General features: G+C 70.6%; 17 protein-coding genes, 1 tRNA gene and 1 pseudogene. 13 read left to right on the top strand and 6 right to left on the bottom strand.

Annotated elements, in window-relative coordinates; translation table 11 throughout:
- Positions 1 to 40: 40 nt before the first annotated feature.
- From JOF41_RS00340 to JOF41_RS00315, 6 genes and pseudogenes are all read left to right on the top strand, one after another.
- The gene (locus tag JOF41_RS00340) at positions 41 to 808 is read left to right on the top strand and encodes an ESX secretion-associated protein EspG (protein ID WP_209615174.1); all 768 of its coding nucleotides are present in this window, start codon (positions 41 to 43) and stop codon (positions 806 to 808) included.
- A 130-nt stretch (positions 809 to 938) separates the two neighbouring features.
- Positions 939 to 1,463, top strand: coding sequence for a YbaB/EbfC family nucleoid-associated protein (locus JOF41_RS00335; RefSeq protein WP_244989468.1), 525 nt, complete (start codon positions 939 to 941; stop codon positions 1,461 to 1,463).
- Complete coding sequence (locus JOF41_RS00330) at positions 1,463 to 1,792, top strand: hypothetical protein (protein WP_189222481.1); 330 nt, start codon at positions 1,463 to 1,465, stop codon at positions 1,790 to 1,792. The genes JOF41_RS00335 and JOF41_RS00330 overlap by 1 nt, the downstream gene beginning before the upstream one ends.
- Complete coding sequence (locus JOF41_RS00325) at positions 1,789 to 3,087, top strand: hypothetical protein (protein ID WP_209615171.1); 1,299 nt, start codon at positions 1,789 to 1,791, stop codon at positions 3,085 to 3,087. Before JOF41_RS00330 ends, JOF41_RS00325 begins: the two co-directional genes overlap by 4 nt.
- The gene (locus JOF41_RS00320) at positions 3,084 to 4,304 is read left to right on the top strand and encodes a hypothetical protein (RefSeq protein WP_209615168.1); all 1,221 of its coding nucleotides are present in this window, start codon (positions 3,084 to 3,086) and stop codon (positions 4,302 to 4,304) included. Before JOF41_RS00325 ends, JOF41_RS00320 begins: the two co-directional genes overlap by 4 nt.
- A 219-nt stretch (positions 4,305 to 4,523) precedes the next feature.
- Positions 4,524 to 4,955 (top strand): annotated as a pseudogene (locus JOF41_RS00315) (Imm1 family immunity protein); the annotation flags it as partial.
- Positions 4,956 to 5,246: 291 nt separating this feature from the next.
- Here the strand turns inward: JOF41_RS00315 and JOF41_RS00310 are convergent.
- A tRNA-Ala gene (locus JOF41_RS00310) sits at positions 5,247 to 5,319 on the bottom strand.
- A 125-nt stretch (positions 5,320 to 5,444) separates the two neighbouring features.
- On the opposite strand from JOF41_RS00310, the gene JOF41_RS00305 reads away from it, so the two are divergent.
- Positions 5,445 to 6,743, top strand: a complete 1,299-nt coding sequence (locus JOF41_RS00305) for a phenylacetate--CoA ligase family protein (protein WP_209615165.1) — start codon at positions 5,445 to 5,447, stop codon at positions 6,741 to 6,743.
- Here the strand turns inward: JOF41_RS00305 and JOF41_RS00300 are convergent.
- From JOF41_RS00300 to JOF41_RS00290, 3 genes are all read right to left on the bottom strand, one after another.
- Positions 6,736 to 7,491, bottom strand: a complete 756-nt coding sequence (locus JOF41_RS00300; protein WP_189222485.1) for a DsbA family protein — start codon at positions 7,489 to 7,491, stop codon at positions 6,736 to 6,738. The two genes, JOF41_RS00305 and JOF41_RS00300, sit on opposite strands and share 8 nt — an antisense overlap.
- Before the next feature lie 70 nt (positions 7,492 to 7,561).
- Positions 7,562 to 8,875: an MFS transporter gene (locus JOF41_RS00295; RefSeq protein WP_229795237.1), complete on the bottom strand. Its 1,314-nt coding sequence runs from the start codon at positions 8,873 to 8,875 to the stop codon at positions 7,562 to 7,564.
- Positions 8,876 to 8,937: 62 nt separating this feature from the next.
- Positions 8,938 to 9,753 carry a GNAT family N-acetyltransferase gene (locus JOF41_RS00290; RefSeq protein ID WP_209615162.1) on the bottom strand — a complete coding sequence of 272 codons (816 nt, stop codon included), beginning with the start codon at positions 9,751 to 9,753 and terminating at the stop codon, positions 8,938 to 8,940.
- A gap of 69 nt (positions 9,754 to 9,822) precedes the next feature.
- Here JOF41_RS00290 and hrpB point away from each other — a divergent pair, with 69 nt between their 5' ends.
- The 4 genes from hrpB to JOF41_RS00270 all read left to right on the top strand — a co-directional run bounded on the left by hrpB (position 9,823) and on the right by JOF41_RS00270 (position 15,570).
- Positions 9,823 to 12,156, top strand: coding sequence for an ATP-dependent helicase HrpB (gene hrpB / locus JOF41_RS00285; RefSeq protein WP_209615159.1), 2,334 nt, complete (start codon positions 9,823 to 9,825; stop codon positions 12,154 to 12,156).
- 62 nt (positions 12,157 to 12,218) lie between these two features.
- Positions 12,219 to 13,784 (top strand): GMC oxidoreductase, encoded by a 1,566-nt coding sequence (locus JOF41_RS00280; protein WP_209615157.1) that lies wholly within the window; start codon positions 12,219 to 12,221, stop codon positions 13,782 to 13,784.
- 281 nt (positions 13,785 to 14,065) lie between these two features.
- Positions 14,066 to 14,806, top strand: a complete 741-nt coding sequence (locus tag JOF41_RS00275) for a hypothetical protein (protein ID WP_209615154.1) — start codon at positions 14,066 to 14,068, stop codon at positions 14,804 to 14,806.
- A 191-nt stretch (positions 14,807 to 14,997) separates the two neighbouring features.
- Positions 14,998 to 15,570 carry a sigma-70 family RNA polymerase sigma factor gene (locus tag JOF41_RS00270; protein WP_209623961.1) on the top strand — a complete coding sequence of 191 codons (573 nt, stop codon included), beginning with the start codon at positions 14,998 to 15,000 and terminating at the stop codon, positions 15,568 to 15,570.
- 481 nt (positions 15,571 to 16,051) lie between these two features.
- On the opposite strand, the gene JOF41_RS00265 is transcribed toward JOF41_RS00270, so the two are convergent.
- A complete protein-coding gene (locus JOF41_RS00265) occupies positions 16,052 to 17,074 on the bottom strand; it encodes an aldo/keto reductase (protein WP_209615152.1) in 1,023 nt (340 codons plus the stop codon).
- A 116-nt stretch (positions 17,075 to 17,190) separates the two neighbouring features.
- On the opposite strand from JOF41_RS00265, the gene JOF41_RS00260 reads away from it, so the two are divergent.
- On the top strand, positions 17,191 to 17,760 hold the full coding sequence (locus JOF41_RS00260; RefSeq protein WP_209615149.1) for a TetR/AcrR family transcriptional regulator: 570 nt from the start codon (positions 17,191 to 17,193) through the stop codon (positions 17,758 to 17,760).
- Between the two features lie 89 nt (positions 17,761 to 17,849).
- On the opposite strand, the gene JOF41_RS00255 is transcribed toward JOF41_RS00260, so the two are convergent.
- The gene (locus JOF41_RS00255) at positions 17,850 to 18,578 is read right to left on the bottom strand and encodes a 5-formyltetrahydrofolate cyclo-ligase (protein WP_307867135.1); all 729 of its coding nucleotides are present in this window, start codon (positions 18,576 to 18,578) and stop codon (positions 17,850 to 17,852) included.
- 121 nt (positions 18,579 to 18,699) lie between these two features.
- Between JOF41_RS00255 and JOF41_RS00250 the strand changes: the two genes are divergently transcribed.
- Positions 18,700 to 19,524 carry an alpha/beta hydrolase gene (locus JOF41_RS00250; protein ID WP_209615146.1) on the top strand — a complete coding sequence of 275 codons (825 nt, stop codon included), beginning with the start codon at positions 18,700 to 18,702 and terminating at the stop codon, positions 19,522 to 19,524.
- Positions 19,525 to 19,527: the final 3 nt, after the last annotated feature.

Below are 19,527 nucleotides of genomic sequence, written 5' to 3'. Positions count from 1 at the left end.
AAGGGTCGGAGCGGTGCTGAGCGGCAGGGTTGTGTTGCCTGTGGCGTCGGTGTACGTGGCCTGGCAGGCGGAGGGTCTGCCGGGTCTGCACCGCGCGCTGATGGTGGAGTTGGACGTCGACGGCGAGGCGATCGCCGAGGGCGACCTCGACAGCGGATTGGCGGTGTTCCGCGGCGGTTGGGCGGCGTTGGAGCAGCACGGCCTGGCCCGTGGACGCCGAGTCCGTGACGACTTCGCGCGTGCGCTGCGGCTGATCGCCGAGGCGAGCACCGAGTTCTACGCGTTCTTCAACCACGGTGACGAACCGACCCGCTCGGCGTTGGTCGTCGTGTCGGGTGAGGACGCGCTGCGGGTGGTGGTCACGCCCGACCGGCGATTCGCCATCGAGCCCGTCCGGGCGGACGAGGCCGCCCAGGCGCTGATCACCGCACTGCCCGAAGCGCCGCCCGGCAGAGGACGGATGATCTCGCTGCCCGCCGACGCGCTGAGCGAGAAGCCGACGAACCCGGACGAGGGCGGGTCGTTCCTCCAGGCCAACCGGCCGGTCACCACACCGCACCAGCAGCAGGTGCAGGAGCTGCGCCGGCTGCTGGCCGCGCCGCGGCTGGGCGGTGGCCAGTTGTACGCCTGCCGTCGGGACCAGCACGGTAACCGGGTGCGGTCCGCCGCGCCGGTGACGTACTTCGACACACCCGCCGGCCGATACCTGCACCACCGCGTTGAGGGCAACGGCGGGACGTGGATGACGGTGCAGCCGGCGGACTTCACCACGATGGCGGGCAGGCTCGGTGCATTGGCGACGGCGTGACGACGGGACGGTGACCGGGCGGTCGCGTTGATCGCCGACCACAGATTCAGCGCCGATGGCGACCACAGCTGGGCCGCCTGCTGGCCGCGCCGCATCGCCGACATGACGATTTCCTCGTGAGGAGGGCTCGATGACCAATCCCCACCGGATGATCGAAGATTACGAGAGCCGCACGTCGGCCCTTCTGGAGCGGGCTGAGGAAGCCAAAGCCAGGATCGCCGAGCTGACCGGCTCCGCCACCAGCTCCGATGGTGCGGTGAGTGTGAGCGTCAGTGCGGGCGGCGCCTTGGTGAGCCTGTCGTTCGGTTCGAAGGCCGACGACATGCCGAAGGAACGCCTGGCCGCACTGGTGATGTCCACGGCGAAGCGCGCCCAGGCCCAGGCCGTCGACCGGATCGCCACGATCATGGCGCCGGTGATCGGCGACAACAGCGACGCGATGCGTTTCGTCCAGGAGCAGATCCCACCGATCGAGGTCCCCGACGAGCACAACCGTGAGCCGCAGTCACAGCGGCAGTTCGTGGTGAACGAGGAACAGCAGGACGCGGCGGCGACCCAGCAGACACCACCTGCTAGGCCGGTGCGTCGTCCGGTCGAGGACGACGACACCGATTACGAGCAGCGCGGCCCGTTCAAGAAGGACGGTGGTTGGTGATGTCCGGTGGGTACCAGGTCGACCTCGCGGTGCTCGAAGCACACGAACGCGAGCTCAAGGCACTCGTCGCGGGACTCCCGAACGCGGCGGAGGCGGCATCCGGCTACCTCGGCAACATGCAGGCATGGGGCGTCGTCGGCCAGTTCTTCGCGTTGGTGATGAAGAACTGGACGGACGACGCGAGCGAGTACGTCGGCACGGTCAAGCAAGCAGGCGACGCGGTGGTGGAGCGTTTCGCCCGCATGCGCCAGACCTACGCCGACCAGGAAGAGGCAATGGCGCAGGCGTTCGAGAAGTTGCGTGCAGGCCTGGACGGAGCCAAACCGTGACCGACGAGGAACAGAAGAACACCACGGAGCTCAACTCGCTCAACGCGATCGAGGGGTTCAAGGCCGACGACCTCACCGGGTTCTCCAACTTCGACAGCCCGACCCAGGCATGGGACGCCTCCGGCATCTTCGGCAGCGCCGCCAACACGATCTACGACGGCGTCAAGGGCGACTGGGGCGCCGTCGCCGGTGACCTCACCGCGGTCGGCATGGACCTGCTCGGGTTCGTGACCAACCCGCTGGGCAGCCTGTTGTCCGCGGGCATCGGCTGGCTCATCGAGCACATCGGGTTCCTCAAGGAAGGTCTCGACCTGCTCGCGGGCGACCCGGACGCCGTGACCGCGATGGCGACGACGTGGAGCAACATCGCCAAGCGCATGCGGGAAACCTCCGAGAAGTACTCCGACACGCTCGACACGCTGAGCGGTTCACAGGGCGCGGCGATCGACGGCTACCGCAAGGCCGTGCAGGACTTCTCGAACGTGGTCGCGGGTGGCGCCGACCACGCCACCTCCGCCGCCAGGGCCATGACGGTGGCCGCCTCGGCCGTCGGTGTCGTGCGCGGCGCGGTTCGGGACGCTATCGCGACGTTCGTGTCCAACGCGATCATCAAGTTCGCAGCGGCGACCGCGCTGGCACCGGTCACGTTCGGCGCGTCACAGGCAGCCTTCATCGCCGACACCGTCGCGCAAGGGGCGATCACGGCAGGCAAGAACGCCAAGAAGATCAGCAAGGTGATCAAGCAGCTCGAGAAGGTCGCCGACGACGCCAAGAACTCACGAAACATTCTCAAGGGCACGACCAGAAACCTCGAGAAGACCGTCACGAACTACAACCGCGACGCCGCGAAACACGCCAGCCAGGCGCTGAACATGGCGAAGAAGGCGCAGGCTGGCAAGCTCGACGCGAGCGACGTCAAGCGGTTGGAAGCGCTCGGCGAGCAGGGCGAAAAGCTGAAAGGTGACAAGAAGGACGCGATCGACTCGCTGGCAGGTGCGCGCAATGACAACCTCCGCGAACGCATGGGCACCGGCACCCCCCGCCTGGACAACGCCGGCGACATGCTCGAACGAGAGATCTCCCTCGGACCCGGCCGGCCGGAGGTCAGCCTCCCGAACTACCCCAAAATCCTCGGCAACGCGGCGGTCCAGGAGTGGAGCGACCAGACTCACCGCGAGGCCGATGCCCAGGACAAGCAGGACGTGAAGGACGAAGCCTGGCGGAAGTACTGGGAGGAGCAGCGAGGGAACGCGGGCAGGACGGACCGGTTCCAGCGCATGGAAGGCGAGTTGTGATCGAGGCGTTCGCGCGCAGGACGGCCGGGCTGGTCCTGGTCGCCCTCGCCGCGGTCGTACCGGTCGTCGCCTACACGCGCCTCGACGCGTGGGACGCCGAACTCGCAGGCCGAGCCGATCCTTCCTCGATCGACCTGGTCAAGATGCTGCTGGGCGGCATCGGTGTCTGGGTGATCATCGGCACCGGACTCTGGTGGCATCGGCACCGCACGACGATGTGGCCGATCTGGGCCCGCTGGGCGACAACTCCGGGTCTGTTCCTCGCGGTCTTCATCTGCCTTTCCATCGCGTCGAAGAAAAGCGCGCCGATCGCGCTCGCGATCGGCGCGGGGTTGATCGCGGCCTGCTGGGCGTTGAGCGAGGCGGTGCGGTTGGTCATGACCTGCCCCATCACGGACGGGCTGATCGCGTCGCGGCTCGAGATCCCGTTCCGCGTCAGGGGTCTCAAGGCACGGCTGTGCGTTCGACACGACAGACTCGTGCTGGACAGCCTGACCTCACGGCGGAAGCGGTCACGTGACGCGGTGGCGGTGCCGTGGCAGGCACTCCGGTTCATCGAGCTGATCAACGTCGAACAGAAGACGGTCTGCCAGGTGCTGGTGTTCTCCGGTCTGCCGCAGGCGCACGCACGCGAATTCGATGTACCCCCTGGTCCCGCGCTGCACATCGTCGGCACCGCGCGCGAACTGCTCGTCCCGGTCACGAACGAGGTCGGACGCGCGGTTCTGCGTGCGGTCGAGGCCCGATCAGCCAATGTGGAAGTCGACGAAGGCCAACTCTCCGAGGACGAGTGGCGGCGGAGAAGCGGTGTCCGGAGGACCAACGCACTCACCCACGTCCAGCGCCGCGCCGGTGTCCACTACCGCACCGACTACCGGCCCTACCGCCTGATTCCCGTGGCGGGCTTCCTGGTGATGCCACTCTTCGCCTTGTCGGGCATGACGCTGTCGCTGATCACGGGATCGAAGGAGTGGCAGGAACAGTTCTACGTCGTGGACGGGGTCGTGACCCCGTGGAACGTCGCGATCCTCGCTGTTGCTTCCATCGGGTTCCTGTACGTCCTGCACCGCTTGGTGGTGAAGAGCTTCCTGAGCTTCATGGAGGGGCAGAACTACATCGAGGCCTACCCCGAACCTCCTGCCCGAGCGAAGGCCGGGACCGTGCCGGGCTCCGGCAAGCGCAAGAAGAAGCGATCACCTGGATCGACATCCACGTGAAACGTCCGGAACGGCCGGCGCGGTAGGTGGTTTCACCTGCCGACAGCCAGGAGGGGCGGTCGGTCATCACCAAGAACACGATCACAGTGGGGCTCATTGGGGTGAGTTGAGAGTTACCCATGATGCCGATGCCACCTCCCCGGCACACCAACCGCGCCGGCGTGGCGAAGTTGATGCGCCGGAACGGGAACCGGCGACAACCGCGCCGACGAGCCGGTCACCGTCGACTCCGAAACCGCCCTCGACGACGCCTTGGCCGACATCCTGGCCAACCCGCAGCCGCACCCGACCGTGGTGTACGCCCAGAACCGGCCAACGGTCGGGCCGGCCGAGTTGCCCGACCACCAACTCAAGTTCGACCTCGACGCCGAGCACCACGTCGCCGCAGTGCACCTATCCGGGCCGAAAGACTTCCTGCCGACCGAGACGACGAGTGACACGGACGACACCGCGGCATGGATCGCCGTGCCCCGACAAGCAGAGAACTGGATGCCCAGCGGTGTGACGCTCTACATCGACAGGGACACCCGCACCGAGTTCCCCCAGGAAGCCACCCTGCCGCTGAACCTGCTCCGCGAACTCCTGCACGAATTCATGCGAACCGGCAAGCGCCCCACGTGCGTCGACTGGCAGCGGACCGACATCTTCTAGCGGCAACGCGGCCCCACGCGCCCGTTGACGGCCGTCTGGGCACGTTTGAGCTTGGTACACCGGAGCTGGGCATCCGCAGCCGCTGCGTCCGCCGAAAAGTCACCAGTAGAACCACCCGGCCGAGTTACTGAGACCTGGAGCACATAGCTGACAACATTTCGTCCGGAGCGACCACCTGCTCCGGATTCGCTCCAGACCAGCCACCGCAGTCCACAGTGGACGGAAAAGCAAGATCGCCCGCCACCTGCATTACCGCAGGTCAGCGGGCGATTCTCATACTATGTTCACTTGTGGAGCTGAGGGGACTCGAACCCCTGACCCTCACACTGCCAGTGTGATGCGCTACCAGCTGCGCCACAGCCCCGTACTGCTTCACGTTCCCCGGCGGGAACCCCCGCCGTTCTCGTGTGGCAATACCGTACATCACCGCCCCGCCGGAACAAAAATCGGGGGTACCCCTGACGCATCTGGCCTGCTAGACCCGTGTGCGTGAGCACCGACGCGCACCCGCTGACCGACCCCGGCGCCGAGGGCGTCGACCCGGAGCGCCGGAGGGAGGTGCAGGAGCGCGGGCTCCGGCGGCTCGTCCGACGCCTCCTCGACGCTGACGGCGTGCAGGCGCGGCGGCTGCGGGAGCGGGGCATCACCGATCACCGGGACGTGTCGCTGGCCGATCTGCCTCGGCTACCGATGGTGACCAAACAGGACTTGTGGGACCACTACCCGCTGGGCTTCCAGGCGGATGATCGGATCGTGTGCGTCCACGGGTCCTCGGGCACGGGTGGCCGCCCCACGCTGGTGCCCTACACGGCCCACGACGTGGACGTCTGGGCGCAGGTGATGGCGCGTGCCCTGGCCGGCGCGGGCGTCACGCGGAGGAGCCTGATCCACAACGCCTACGGGTACGGCTTGTTCACGGGTGGGCTCGGGGTGCACCACGGCGGGATGCGGTTGGGTGCCGCTGTGCTGCCCATCTCGGGCGGGATGACCGAGCGGCAGGTGCGGTTGGTCGCGGACCTCCGGCCTGACGTGCTGTGCTGCACGCCCTCCTACGCGATCCACCTCGGTGAGGCGTTGGCGAAGGCGGGTGTGGAGCCGACGTTCAAGGTCGGGATCTTCGGCGCCGAGCCGTGGACGGAGGAGATGCGCGGTCAGGTGGAGGGGGTCCTGGGGCTCAGAGCGTTCGACATCTACGGCTTGTCGGAGGTGATCGGGCCGGGGGTGGCCTGCGAGTCGTGGGATTCGGTGGGGATGCTCAACGTCGCCGAGGACCACTTCTACGTCGAGGCGGTGGACGTGGAGGGGAATCCGGTGCCGGACGGGACGCCGGGCGAGCTGGTTTTCACCACGTTGACCAAGACGGGGATGCCGCTGCTGCGCTACCGCTCCGGGGACGTGGCCTCGCTCGCCGGGCCCGCGCCGGGCAGTGCCCGGACGTTGCGGCGGATGAGCAAGGTGCTGGGGCGGCGGGACGACATGCTGGTGGTGCGCGGGGTCAACGTGTTCCCCAGCGAGATCGAGGCGGTGTTGCTGGCCGACCCCCGCGTCAGCCCGCACTACCTCGTGGTGGAGGACCGGCGGGACCCCGCGCGACCGGAGCTGCGGGTGGTCGTGGAGAGCACGCCCGAGGCGGGCCGGGAGCTGGCGGGGGCGCTGCGCGAGCGGTTGGGGATCAGCTGCGCCGTGGAGGTGGTCGCCGAGGGGGTGGTGCCGCGCAGCGAGACGGGCAAGGCGAAGCGGCTGGCCCGGTGGAGCGCGGGTCAGCCGCCGGTGCCGGGGCTCACTTGAGCAGGTCGTCCAACCAGCCGCGGTTGCTGACGTCGACCGGCTGGTCGCCGACCGTCACGGTGGGGGTGCCTTCGAAGAACGACGTCTGCTTGGCCTTGTCCAGCTCCGCCGTGGCCAGCGCGTCGTGCTTGCCGGTGTCCACGCAGGTCTTGAACTCCTCCGAGGTGATGCCCAGGTCGGTGCCGAGCTTGACCAGTTCTTCCTTGGTGTAGCCGGGGCCGCCCTCCTCGGGCTGCGCGGCGAACAGGCTGCTGTGGTACTCCCAGAACTTGCCCTGGTCGGCCGCGCAGAGGGCGGCGTTGGCGGACAGGCCGGAGTAGCCCTGGGGCTCGGACATGCGGTTGAGCATGGGCAGCATGTGGTAGCGGGCCTTGAGGGTGCCCGCCTCGATGCGCTCCTTGATCTGCCCGTGGTAGGCCTCTTCGAAGCTGCCGCAGCCGGGGCAGATGAAGTCCTCGTAGATGTCAATGGTGACCTTGGCGTCGTCCTTGCCGACGACGACCACGCCCTCCTCGCGCTGCACGGGCGCGGAGATGCTCTGCGCCTGCTGGGGCGTGAGCTTGGGCTCGTCCTTGGAGGCGCCGGTCCAGATCACGCCGCCGACGACGGCCAGTGCCAGCACGGCGACGACCACCACGCCTGCGATGATCTTGGTGCGGTCGCCGCCCGCCGCGCGTGCCCCCGTGACGGCCTTGGCGGCCCGTTGCTGCTGCTTCTTCTTCCGAGCGTTGCGCTCAGCGCCACCCACGTCCCGATGTCCTTCCCGGCCGACCTGCGTCCCGCAGGCTACCGAGTGATGCTGAGCGGAACCTGAGCGCTCACGCGTCCGGCTGACGCGGGCGGCCCGCCAGGCGCTCGCCGACCGGGAGCTCCGGCCCCTCGTCGAGGGTGCCGCACTCGCCCGCCACGGTCTCGGCGACGTGCGTCTTCTCCTGGCGGGGCAGGGTTTCGGGGGCGAACAGCCAGGCCACCAGCGCGATGACCATGATGCCGCCCGTCACGGTGAACGCGGCGGTGTAGGACAGGTTGTCGGCCAGCACGCCCGCCAGCAGCGGGCCGACGATGGCACCGCTGTCGGCGGCCATCTGGAAGCCTGCCAGCACCGGGCCGCCCTTGCCCTTGGGGCCGATGACGTCGGCGACCACGGCGTTCTGCGGCGGGTTGAGCAGTCCCGCGCCCAGGCCCGCGACCAGCGAGGCGATCATGAATTCCAGCACGCCGGTGCTGAAGCCGAACCAGGTCGTGCCGACGGCGGAGAACACCAGGCCCGCGATGCCCAGCGGTTTGCGGCCGATGGTGTCGGACAGCCAGCCGGACAGGGTCAGCACCACGGCGTTGCCCAGGGCGAACACCGACATGGAGATGCCCGCGACGCTTTCGGTGCTGTGCAGGACCTCGACCACGAACAGCGGCACGAGCGAGACCCGCAGGCCGAACACCGCCCAGCCGTTGGCGAAGCTGGACAGCAGGGACGCCCGGTAGGCCGCGGACTTGAGCGCCGTGCGCACGGTCATGGTCGACTGCGCCTTGGTGGTGTCCTGCGCGGCCACGGCGGAGTTGCGCAGGAACCACCAGACCACGAAGGCGGCGATGAACAGGGCGACGGCGTAGGTGACGAACGGCACCTGGATGGAGATGCCCACCAGGAGTCCGCCGACCAGCGGGCCCGCGATGTTGCCGAGCAGGAAGCCGGTGGCCCACAGGCCGGAGGCGCGGCCGCGCAGCGGGGCCGGGGTGATCCGGATGAGCAGGCCGACCGCGGCGACGGTGAACATGGTGGAGCCGACGCCGGAGAGCGAGCGCAGCACGACCAGCTGCCAGTAGGCGGTGGCGAACCCGCACGCGCCGGTGCCGACCGCGACGATGAGGATGCCGGTGATGTAGACCCGCGTCTCGCCGAGCTTGCTCACCAGTCGCCCGCTGACCGGCGCGAAGACCAGCCGGACGAAGGCGAAGGCGCTGATCACCACCGAGACGGCGGTGCTGCCGACGTTGAAGCTGTTGGCGTAGGCGGGCAGCACGGGGGCGACGATGCCGAACCCGATGGCGATGATGAAGCTGGCCGCGACCAGCACCCACACCTCGCTGGGCAACCGGGGCTTGGTCTTCGTCGCGCCGGCGTCTTCCAGCACAGCTGTCCCCCTCGATCGGTTCTGTTAGCTGTGCTAAGGATATGTCACGGGGCAAATGGGATTCAGTCGAGCAGCTCGTCCACCCTGCGTGCGTACGCCGTCACGGGGTAGCCCTCCGCGAACCCGCACGCCTCGGCGAACCGCTCTCCCGCGCCGCCCTCGGCCACGTGCGCGGCGACCAGCAGCGCGCCCGCCGAGCGCAGCGCCGTGACCACCTCGCCGACCAGCGCGCCGCCCAGTCCGCGACGCCGCCGCGCGGGCCGCACCACCACGTGCTCCACCAGCCCCATGCCGCGCTCGCCGAAGCCCGCGGCGAACCCGCCCAGCCGGTCGCCGTCGTCGACCACCCGGAACACGCAGCGCGGGTCGTCCAGCCGCTGCCCGAGGTGGCGCACCAGCCGGTCCTGCCCGGCCATGCCCAGGTCGTCGGCCAGCAGCGCGCCGATGCCCGCCAGGTCGGTGTCCTCGGCGGGCCGCACCAGCGGCGAGGTGACCGGCGTGCCGCGGTGCACCACGGCCAGCAGCTCCTCCACCGCGTACCAGCCCGCGTCGTCGGCGATGCCCTCGATCTCGGCGACCGTGGTCGGCGAGGCGTAGACGACCGCCTCGGCGCGGCCCACGTCGGCGAAGGTCCGCTCCAGCCGCATCAGGGTGCCCGCGACCTCGGCGGAGGAGCCGTAGAGGGCGCACGCGTGGTTGCCGCCGGGCAGCGGGTTGTCCCGGTTGACCACCACCTGCGCGCAGCCGACCTTGCCGACCTTGCCGTAGCGGACCGCGCCGGAGGCCAGCCGGGCGGCCTCCACCAGCACGGCCAGCTCGCGGGCCCGGTAGGGGTCGAGCAGGTCGGGGTCGTCGGGGTCGCGCAGCGGGTCAACCACCCGTCCAGCCTCGCACGTGCCGCCCCTGCGCCGCCGCGCGGCGAGGCCGCGTTGGCACACTGGTCCACCGTGGAGCTGCCGAACCTGCCCGTGCGCGCGGTGCTGGACGACCTCGTGGCCACGCTGGCCGCGCGCGGCTCGGCGGTGCTGGTCGCGCCGCCGGGCACCGGCAAGACCACGCTGGTGCCGCTGGCGCTGCGGGAGCTCGGCGGGGGCAGGGTGGTGGTCGCCGAGCCGCGCAGGCTGGCCGCGCGGGCCGCCGCCGCGCGGATGGCGGCCCTGCTCGGCGAACCGGTCGGGCGGACCGTGGGCTACGCCGTGCGCGGCGACCGCAGGACGTCCTCCGCCACACGCGTGGAGGTGGTCACGTCCGGGTTGCTGGTGCGGCGGTTGCAGCGCGACCCGGAGCTGTCCGGGGTCGGGACGGTGCTGCTGGACGAGTGCCACGAGCGGCACCTGGACGCGGACCTGCTGCTGGCGCTGCTGCTGGACGCGCGCGCCGGGCTGCGGCCGGACCTGCGGCTGCTGGCGACCTCGGCGACGGTGGCGGCGGACCGGCTGGCCGAGCTGCTGGGCGGCGCGCCGGTGCTGGAGGTCCGGGCCAGGACGTTCCCGGTCGAGGTCGTGCACACCCCGCCCGCGCGGGGCGAGCGGATCGAGGTCTGCGCGGCGCGGGCCGCCCGCCGCGCGTTGTCCGAAGTGGACGGTGATGTGCTGGTGTTCCTGCCCGGTGTGGCGGAGATCCGGCGCACGGCGGCGCTGCTGGACGGCGTGGACGTGGTGCCGCTGCACGGCAGGTTGAGCAGCGGCGAGCAGGACGCGGCGCTGCGGCCGGGTCCGCGCGAGCGGGTGGTGCTGGCCACGGCGGTCGCCGAGTCGAGCCTGACTGTGCCGGGGGTGCGGGCGGTGGTCGACGCGGGGTTGTCGCGGGTGCCCAGGGTGGACCACCGGCGTGGGCTGTCCGGCCTGGCCACGGTGCGGGTCAGCGCGGCGGTGGCCGACCAGCGGGCGGGCCGGGCGGGCCGCGAGGCGCCCGGCCGCGTCTACCGCTGCTGGCCCGAGCACGAGCACAGCACTCTGCCCCGCTACCCGGAGCCGGAGATCCGCACCGCCGACCTGACCCGGCTGGCGCTGGAGCTGGCCTGCTGGGGCGTGCCGGACGGGACCGGCCTGAGCTGGTGGGACGCGCCGCCGGGGGGCGCGCTGGACGCGGGCCGCTCGGTGCTGAGCGCGCTGGGGGCGCTCGACGGCGGCGGCGTGACCGAGCGCGGCAGGCGGATGGCCGAGCTGGGGCTGCACCCCCGCCTGGCGCGGGCGCTGCTGGACGGCGCGGCGGCGGTGGGCGCGCGGCGGGCCGCCGAGGTCGTCGCGGTGCTGGACGAGGACAGCGGCCACGGCGTGGAGCTGGCGGGCCGCCGGGCCGACCCGCGCGAGGTGCGCAGGCTGGCCGCCCTGGTGCGGGACGGCGGGCACGGCGGGGGCGACCCGGCGCTGGTGGTCGCGCTGGCCCACCCGGAGCGGCTGGCGCGGCGGCGCTCCCCCGGTTCGCCGGTGTACCTGATGGCGGGCGGCACGGCCGTGGAGCTGCCGCCGGGCAGCGGGTTGGCCGACGCGGAGTGGCTGGCCGTGGCGGTGGCCGACCGCGAGCCGGGCCGCAGCCACGGGCGCGTGCGGCTGGCCGCGCGCGCCGACGAGGAGTTGGCGCTGCGCGCCGCGCCGACCCTGCTGCACGAGGTCGACGACGTGCGGTGGGACGGCGACGTGGTGGCCCGGCGGGTGCGCAAGCTGGGCGCGATCACGTTGTCCAGCAGGCCTTTGCACGACTTGGTGCACCTTCAGGAGGCGCTGCGGCAGGGGTTGCGCGCCGAGGGGCTGGGCCTGCTGCGCTGGGACGCCGACGGGCTGCGCACGCGCGAGCGGATGGCGTTCCTGCACCGCGTGCTCGGTGACCCGTGGCCGCCGGTGGACGACGAGGCGCTGCTGGACGTGGTCGACCTGGGCGAGGCGCGCAAGCGGGCGGACCTGGCCCGGATCAGCGGTGAGCAGGTGGTGCGCTCGGTGCTGCCGTGGCCCGCGGCGGCGCGGTTCGACGAACTGGCACCCGACCGCATGGAGGTCCCCTCGGGTTCCCGGGTCCGGCTGGACTACTCGGGCGCGGAGCCGGTGCTGCCGGTGAAGGTGCAGGAGGTGTTCGGCTGGACGGAGACCCCGCGCATCGCCGACGGCCGCGTGCCGGTGGTGCTGCACCTGCTGTCGCCTGCCGGGCGGCCGACGGCGGTGACCGGTGACCTGGCCTCGTTCTGGCGCACGGGTTATCCGCGGGTGCGGGCGGAGCTGCGGGGCCGCTACCCCAAGCACCGCTGGCCCGAGGACCCGTTGACCGCGCCACCGGCCCGCCGCTGATCCCGCCCACCGCCGCCCGCTCGAAGTGCGGGAACGGGGGGTGCGCCATAATCTGCTAAAACATGAAACATTTATCACGTAGGAGATTCATCGGCCTCACCGCCCTCGCCGCGGGCACCGCACTGACCACCGGCCGGGCGCACGCCACCACCACCCACTACCCCGCCATCGTCGTCGGCAGCGGCTACGGCGGCGCGGTCTCCGCCCTGCGCCTGGGCGAAGCGGGCGTGCGGACCCTGGTCCTGGAGATGGGGCAGCTGTGGAACCAGCCGGGCTGGGACGGCGAGGTCCACTGCGACATGATCAACCCCGACAAGCGGTCCATGTGGTTCAAGAACCGCACCGAGGCCCCGGTGGACGGGGTGCTGTTCCTGGATCTGGCCAACCGCCCGATCCAGCGCTACGCGGGCGTGCTGGACCGGGTCAACTACGGCGACATGGGCGTCTACCTCGGCCGCGGCGTCGGCGGCGGCTCGCTGGTCAACGGCGGCATGGCGGTGGTGCCCGACCGCGCCTACTTCGAGCAGATCCTGCCGCAGGTCGACGCCGCGGAGATGTACTCCCGCTTCTTCCCGCTGGCCAATCGGGTGCTCCGGGTCAACCACATCCCCCAGCCCTACTTCGAGGGCAGCGAGTACTACCGGTTCTCCCGGCTGTCCCGCACGGTCGCGGGCCGCGCGGGCTACGGCACCACGTTCGTGCCCAACGTGTACTCCTTCGACTACATGGCGCGCGAGGAGCGCGGCGAGGTGCCGAAGTCGGCGCTGGCCACCGAGGTCATGTACGGCAACAACCACGGCAAGGTCAGCCTGGACAAGAGCTACCTCGCCGACGCGGTGGGCACCGGCAACGTCACCATCGCGCCGCTGCACCAAGTCGTGCGGATCGAGCCCGAGGGCACCGGCTACGCCCTCACCGTCCGCGAGATCACCCCCGACGGCGAACTGGTCGCCGAGAAGCGCCTCACCTGCGGGCACCTGTTCCTCGGCGCGGGCAGCCTCGGCACCACCGAGCTGCTGCTGCGCGCCCGCGATACCGGCGCCCTGCCCGCGTTGAGCGCCGAGATCGGCGAGGGCTGGGGCCCCAACGGCAACGTGATGATCGCCCGCGGCAACCACCTGACCGAACCCACCGGGTTCCAGCAGTCGTCGATCCCGGTGCTGGCCATCACCGCGGACGACGTGCTGGCGGAGATCGCGCCCGTGCCCGCGGGCATCGAGACCTACGTCAGCCTCTACCTGGCGATCACCAAGAACCCCGAGCGCGGCCGGTTCGTCTACGACGCCGCGGCGGACAAGGCGGTGCTCCAGTGGACCCGCGCGCAGGCCGCGCCGGGGCTGGAAGCCGCCAAGGCGGTGTTCGACCGGATCAACGACGCCAACGGCACGACCTACCGGTACGACGTGTTCGGCAGCAGGCGGGCCTTCGCCGACGACTTCTGCTACCACCCGCTGGGCGGGTGCGTGCTGGGACGGGCCACCGACGTCTACGGGCGGGTGAAGGGCTACCGGAACCTGTACGTCACCGACGGGTCGCTGATCCCCGGCTCGTTGGGCGTGAACCCGTTCGTCACCATCACGGCGCTGGCCGAGCGCAACGCCGCCCGCGTGCTGGCCGAGGACTTCTGACCCAACGGGGCTGTATCCGCTCCGCCTCCCGGCGGGGTGGCAGCCGTGGAACCGGCCGCAGCGGCCGACTCATCCGGCCGCTGCGGTTTTCCGTGTCGCACCGGCAATGCCGCAAAAGCGTCAATGCGGATCACCGCGGAAATTCGAACCGTAGTATTGCGGATTTATCGGGCGAGTAGGCGGCCTTAATCGATCCACTCGCGGAACCGCGTGGGTAGTGAGCGACGAAGCGACATGGGAGTGGTTGAAGGGCAGCATCCGCCGTCGACATGAGGACGTGCATGAAGGGCACCGCCGCGGAGCCCCCGGACGCCGATCCGGGCGGCACCGTCTTACCCAGCGACGTTGCGCGCTGCCTCGATGGCACCGGCGACGCCGCTCTCACAGATGAGATGATCATCGGACACATCCGTGAACGCGGCTTCGCGGACCCGGTCTGGGAAGCTCTCCGCACCCGGCTTGTCGTGCACGGTCTGGGATTCGTTACACCGCTGATCGAATCCGGCGCCATCTTCGCCAGCTGCCGCCGACGGGGATGGCACCTGCACCAGCAGGTCGTGCTGCCCGCGGATGCCGAAGAACTGGCCATGGACGTGGTGGTCGACGGATTCACGCTGTTCACCGAACGCGGCATTACCGACAAGCAGTGGACAGCCGCGAGTGGCCTGACGTTGCGTCAGTACTTCGAGAACTCCTGCGTCCTGAGCTTCCCCAACGCGTACCGGAAGTGGCAACGCGGCAGGCGCGACTGGCAGGACGTCCAGCTGCTGGAGGCGTGGTCGCCCATCGAGCGGCACATGACCGGCAGATCGGCGGAGGACGCCGTGCTCGCCCAGGCAGTCGTGGACTCCGTCTTCGAACACGTCGGCCAGGACGCGGGCACGGTGCTCTTCCTCGCCGACCAGAACTTCTCGCACGCGGAGATCGCCGCGCTCCTGCGGCTCACACCACGCGCGGTGGAGGGACGGCTCCGCCGAGCACGACAAGCCGCCCGCGCATCGATCGTGGAAGGAGGCCGGTGATGTCCACGACTGACCTCTCGACCGGTTTGCACCGCAGGGTTGACCCCGACGCGGTGGAGCACTCGTCGCTCGGTGACCCCACCGCGAGCGGGCTCTCCAGGCGGGTGCGGGCCAGTGCGGCCTCCGCTCTGGTCGAGCGCACGGCGCGGGTGCGTCCCCCCGGTCCGGTCGACCCGCCACCGGTGTCGGTCCTGTCCACCGACCAGGACGGCTTGAACAGCCAACTGGGTCACGCGCTGACAGGTGACCGCAGGGCGGTCGAACGGCTCCTCACCTCCATCAGGCCGATGGTGGTGCGGTACTGCCGCGCCAGGGTCGGCGGCCACGGACGCTCGTTCGCATCGGCCGATGACGTGGCCCAGGAGGTCCTGCTGGCAGTCCTGAAGGCCCTGCCCGGCTATCGGGACCAGGGACGACCGTTCCTGGCGTTCGTCTACGGCATCGCCGCCCACAAGGTGGCCGACGCGCACCGCACCACGGCGCGGAACCGAGCGGAACTGGTGCCGGAAGTCCCCGATGGTCCCGACGACCAGGCCGGGCCCGAGCAGCGCGCGATGCAGGGCGAGCTGTCCCAGCGGATGGCCGAGCTGCTGAAGGTCCTGCCGGAGAAGCAGCGGGAAATCCTCTTGTTGCGGGTGGTGGTCGGCCTGTCGGCCGAGGAGACCGCCGAGGCTGTGGGGTCCACCCAGGGCGCGGTCCGGGTGGCGCAGCACCGCGCTCTGAACAGGCTGCGAAAGGCCCTGGACGTGATGGTGAGGTGCTGAGCCGTGTCGATCCGCAGTGGGGCAGCTCTCGCGGCCGCCCTTCCCCCCTTGGCCGTGTCCATGTACGTCGCCGGAATGCCGTGGTACGCCTGCGTCGTACTCGGTCTGTGCACGCTGGGAACGCACGTCATACGGCAGTACTGGCTGTTCCGGCTCGGCTGCAAAGCCCTTGAGAAGTCCCCTGCGGCCCAAGTGCCCGCACTGGTGGCGGCGTTGCTGAACGAGCGGCCCGCGAACTCCGGGCGACCAGGCAGGAGGAGAGGGTAGCTCCTGATCGCCTCGGGCAGGCCGTCGTCCACGACTTGAGGCGAGCGCACCGTCGTCAAGATCGACGAACGGGTGGGGCTCATGGCCGTATGCGACCACGAGCCCCACCCCGGTGAACTGCTGCCAGGGTCCACCCGGCACGACCGCGCCACCGGCCAACCATCACCGGATCCCCGATCGCCTACGGCCGCCAGCCCGGTCGCGCAACGCTCGTCTAGGCCGCGGCGCGCTCGGCGAGCGGGCGGCGGCGCAGGCCGGGGTCGTGCACGGCAGGCGGCTGGTAGTTCTGGTCGAGGGCACCGATGTTGGTGCCGGGCGGCACGATGTCGTCGATGCGGTCGAGGACGTCGTCGGTGAGCCGGACCTCGATGCCTGCCAGCAGGTCGTCGAGCTGGGGCATGGTCCGAGGACCGAGCAGTGCGCTGGTGACGCCGGGGTGGGCGATGACGAAGGCCATCGCGAGGTGGGTCATCGGCAGGCCCGCTTCGGCGGCCAGCGGAACGAGCTGCTCGACGACGTCGAGCCTGCGTTCGTCGCTGAGGTGCTTGAGCAGGTGGGCCCGGCGCAGGTCGTTCCGCTCGCCCTTGCGGACGCGTCCGGTGAGCAGGCCCTGGCCGAGCGGGCCCCAGATCAGCGTGCCCATGCCGAAGCGCTGGGCCAGCGGCAGCACTTCGCGTTCGATGCCGCGGTTGAGGATGGAGTAGGCCGCCTGCTCGGCGCGGAACCGCGCCAGGCCGCGCCGTTCGGCGACCCACTGGGCCTCGACGATGTCGGACGCGAGGCTCTGGGATGTGCCGATCGCGCGGATCTTGCCCGCGCGGAGCAGGTCGGTCAGCGCGGAAAGCGTTTCCTCGACGTCGGTCGTGGGATCGGTGCGGTGCAGCTGGTAGAGGTCGATGTGGTCGACCCGCAGGCGCCGCAACGAGTTCTCGACCGCGGTGACGATCCAGCGCCGGGACGCGCCTTGGTGGTGCGGATCGTCGCCGACCTGGCGGCCGAACTTGGTGGCGAGCACGACATCGTCGCGGCGGCCCCGCAACGCTTTGCCGACGACCTCTTCGGAGTCGCCGTAGGCGTCGGCGGTGTCGATGAAGTTGATCCCCGCGTCCAGCGCCTTGTGGATCATGCGCGCGGAGTCGTCCGGGTCGGGGTTGCCGAAGGACGTCGCGAACATCATCGCGCCGAGCGCGTACGGGCTGACCTTGATCCCGGTCCGGCCGAGGGTGCGGTAGTGCATGGGTTCTCTCCCGCCGAGGTGCCGATCCGCGCGGATGCCGTACGCTGACCGTAAGTGGAAAGCTATTCCGGAACTATACGGAAAGGCTTTCCGGTTACGCAACCGGGAGGGACGAAGTGACCCAGCAGACCCGACGGCGGCGCGCCGACGCCCAGCGCAACGTCGAGGCCCTCGTCGAGGCGGCGCGGACGGTCTTCGACACCTCCGGCGTGGACGCCCCGGCCAAGGAGATCACCGACCTCGCCGGAGTCGGCGTCGGCACGCTCTACCGGCACTTCCCCCAGCGCTCGGACCTGGTCAAGGCCGTCGTGCGGACCGGGATCGACGCCGTCGCCGACGCGGGCCCCGAGCTGAGCGCCACCCACCCGCCCGCGCGGGCGCTCTCGCTCTGGATCGACCGGTTCATCGAACTCCTCGAGACCAAACGCGGGCTCGCCTCGGCCCTGCACTCGGGCGATCCGGCGTTCGAAGGGCTGCCCGGCTACTTCATGGAGCGGCTGGGCCCCACGCTCACGGCCCTGCTCGACGCGGCGGCCGCCGACGGCGCGATCCGCGACGTCCTCGACGCCGAGGACCTCCTGTACGCGATCGCGTTGTTGTGCCGTCCCGTACCCGGCCGCGAGTCGGGGCACGGCAGGCGCATGGTCGCCGTCCTCGTCGACGGCCTCCGCTACGGCGCGGGCTGAAGGGCTGCCGCGAGCGCGCTCACGCCCTGGTCCGCGCACCCGTCGTCCGTCGTCCGTCTCCGCGTCGGTTCACAGCCCGCGCGGGCACCTCAGTCCGACCGCATCGCCGCCCGCCGCGCCGCCAACGCCGGGATCGCCGCGATCTTCTCAGCGGACAGCCGCTCCCAGAGCAGTCCGTGCGGCCTCCTCGGCTCCGGGCAGCGGATGACCTCCTCCGCTGTCACGATCACGTCGAGGCCGAAGTCGTGCTCGGCCTCGGGCAGGTCGTCGTCCACGACCTGAAGCGGGTGCACCGTCGTCACGATCGCCGTCTCCGGTGAGATGAGCCCGGCTTCCTGGAGCAGCGCCAGTTCGATGTCGGCGTAACCGGCCCCCTTGCCGAGCCGCACGCCGCGCCGGTTCACCGCCACGCTGCCGCACACGACGATGTCGACGGCCCGCATCGCGTCGACGTCGACCGGCCGCCCGACCTTGGTCGCGGTGCGCCGATCGGCAGTCTCCTCTGGCGACATCGCGGGCATGGCTGGGTCCAGCAGGAGGAAGGGCTGCTCCCCGGCCAGCTTCGGCACGGCCATGTAGAGCAGCTTGCCCTCGCGCAGAGCACGGGCGCGGACGGGTTCCTGGGCGGTGTCCGGCACCGCCTTGACCACCCGCGCGCCGCGCCACTCCGGAAGTCCGGCCAGCCGTACGGCGGCTTCCCCCGCACCGGAGAACGATGGGATGCGACCGTGGACACCGGGCGGAACGACGCGTTCGCGTTCGAGCAGCATCCAGACGCGCTCACGGGCGACCCGCTTCACCTGGTCGACGTCAGCCACCTCGGGCCTCCTTCGTCACGATGAGGGACATGCGCCACCGCCGCTGCGGACTCCGGTGCAGGCGGCGACCACGGCATGCTGGAACCAGGGTGTGTTCGTCCGCCGATGACGAGGAGTTTCCATGTCCCTCCAGAGCTCCCAAGTCAGCATCCGGACTCTGGACGGTCTCCGACTTCGCGGCACACTGCTGACCGCGAACACCCCGGCGGAGCAAGCCGTCGTCATGGTCCATGGTGGTGGCGTCACCCGCGAGGAGGGCGGCTTCTTCACCCGTCTTGCCGCCGGCCTGGCTGAAGCGGGCGTCGCCTCGCTGCGTTACGACCTGCGCGGGCACGGTGAGAGCGACGGCCGCCCCGAGGAGTCCTCGCTGGCGGCTCATCTGAATGACATCCGGGTCGCTCTCGGCCACCTTCGGGAGGCGACCGGCACGTCGTCCACCAGTCTGCTCGGTGCCAGCTTCGGCGGCGGCCTGGCGGCCTACTACGCGGCGAAGCGGCCCGATCAGCTGACGCGCCTGGTCCTGCTGAACCCGCAGCTCGCCTACAAGGACCGCTACATCGATCAGCAGCCGCACTGGTCGCGCGACTTCCTGGACGACGCCAAGGCGCGGGAGTTGGCCACCAAGGGCTACATCAACCACTCGCCGACCGTGAAGCACAGCCGGGCGCTATTGAACGAGGTCTTCTGGATCAGGCCTCACGAGGTGCTGGGTGAGATCACCGCGCCCACCCTGATCGTGCACGGCACCGAGGACACCTTCGTCCCGGTCGAGACATCGAGGGCTGCTGTCCATCAACTCCGCGCACAGCACCGGCTCGTCGAGATCGAAGGCGCCCAGCACGGGTTCGCGGTGCATGAAGATCCCGAGTACCGCGACCCGCGGAGCCGGGAGTGGCAAGCCTTCGTGATCCGGACCGTCCGGGAGTGGTTCACCGCGGCTTCGTGATCA

This window comes from Saccharothrix coeruleofusca, assembly GCF_017876325.1.
GTDB lineage: Bacteria > Actinomycetota > Actinomycetes > Mycobacteriales > Pseudonocardiaceae > Actinosynnema > Actinosynnema coeruleofuscum.
Note: the sequence above shows the minus strand (reverse complement) of the source record. Positions and strands in the feature narration are given on the sequence as shown.

Excerpts from the sequence above, each read along its gene's own strand:
- JOF41_RS00275 (WP_209615154.1), top strand. The coding sequence starts at position 14,066 with ATGAAGGGCACCGCCGCGGAGCCCCCGGACGCCGATCCGGGCGGCACC.
- JOF41_RS00280 (WP_209615157.1), top strand. The coding sequence starts at position 12,219 with ATGAAACATTTATCACGTAGGAGATTCATCGGCCTCACCGCCCTCGCC.
- JOF41_RS00335 (WP_244989468.1), top strand. The coding sequence starts at position 939 with ATGACCAATCCCCACCGGATGATCGAAGATTACGAGAGCCGCACGTCG.
- JOF41_RS00250 (WP_209615146.1), top strand. The coding sequence starts at position 18,700 with ATGTCCCTCCAGAGCTCCCAAGTCAGCATCCGGACTCTGGACGGTCTC.
- JOF41_RS00265 (WP_209615152.1), bottom strand. The coding sequence starts at position 17,074 with ATGCACTACCGCACCCTCGGCCGGACCGGGATCAAGGTCAGCCCGTAC.
- JOF41_RS00330 (WP_189222481.1), top strand. The coding sequence starts at position 1,463 with ATGTCCGGTGGGTACCAGGTCGACCTCGCGGTGCTCGAAGCACACGAA.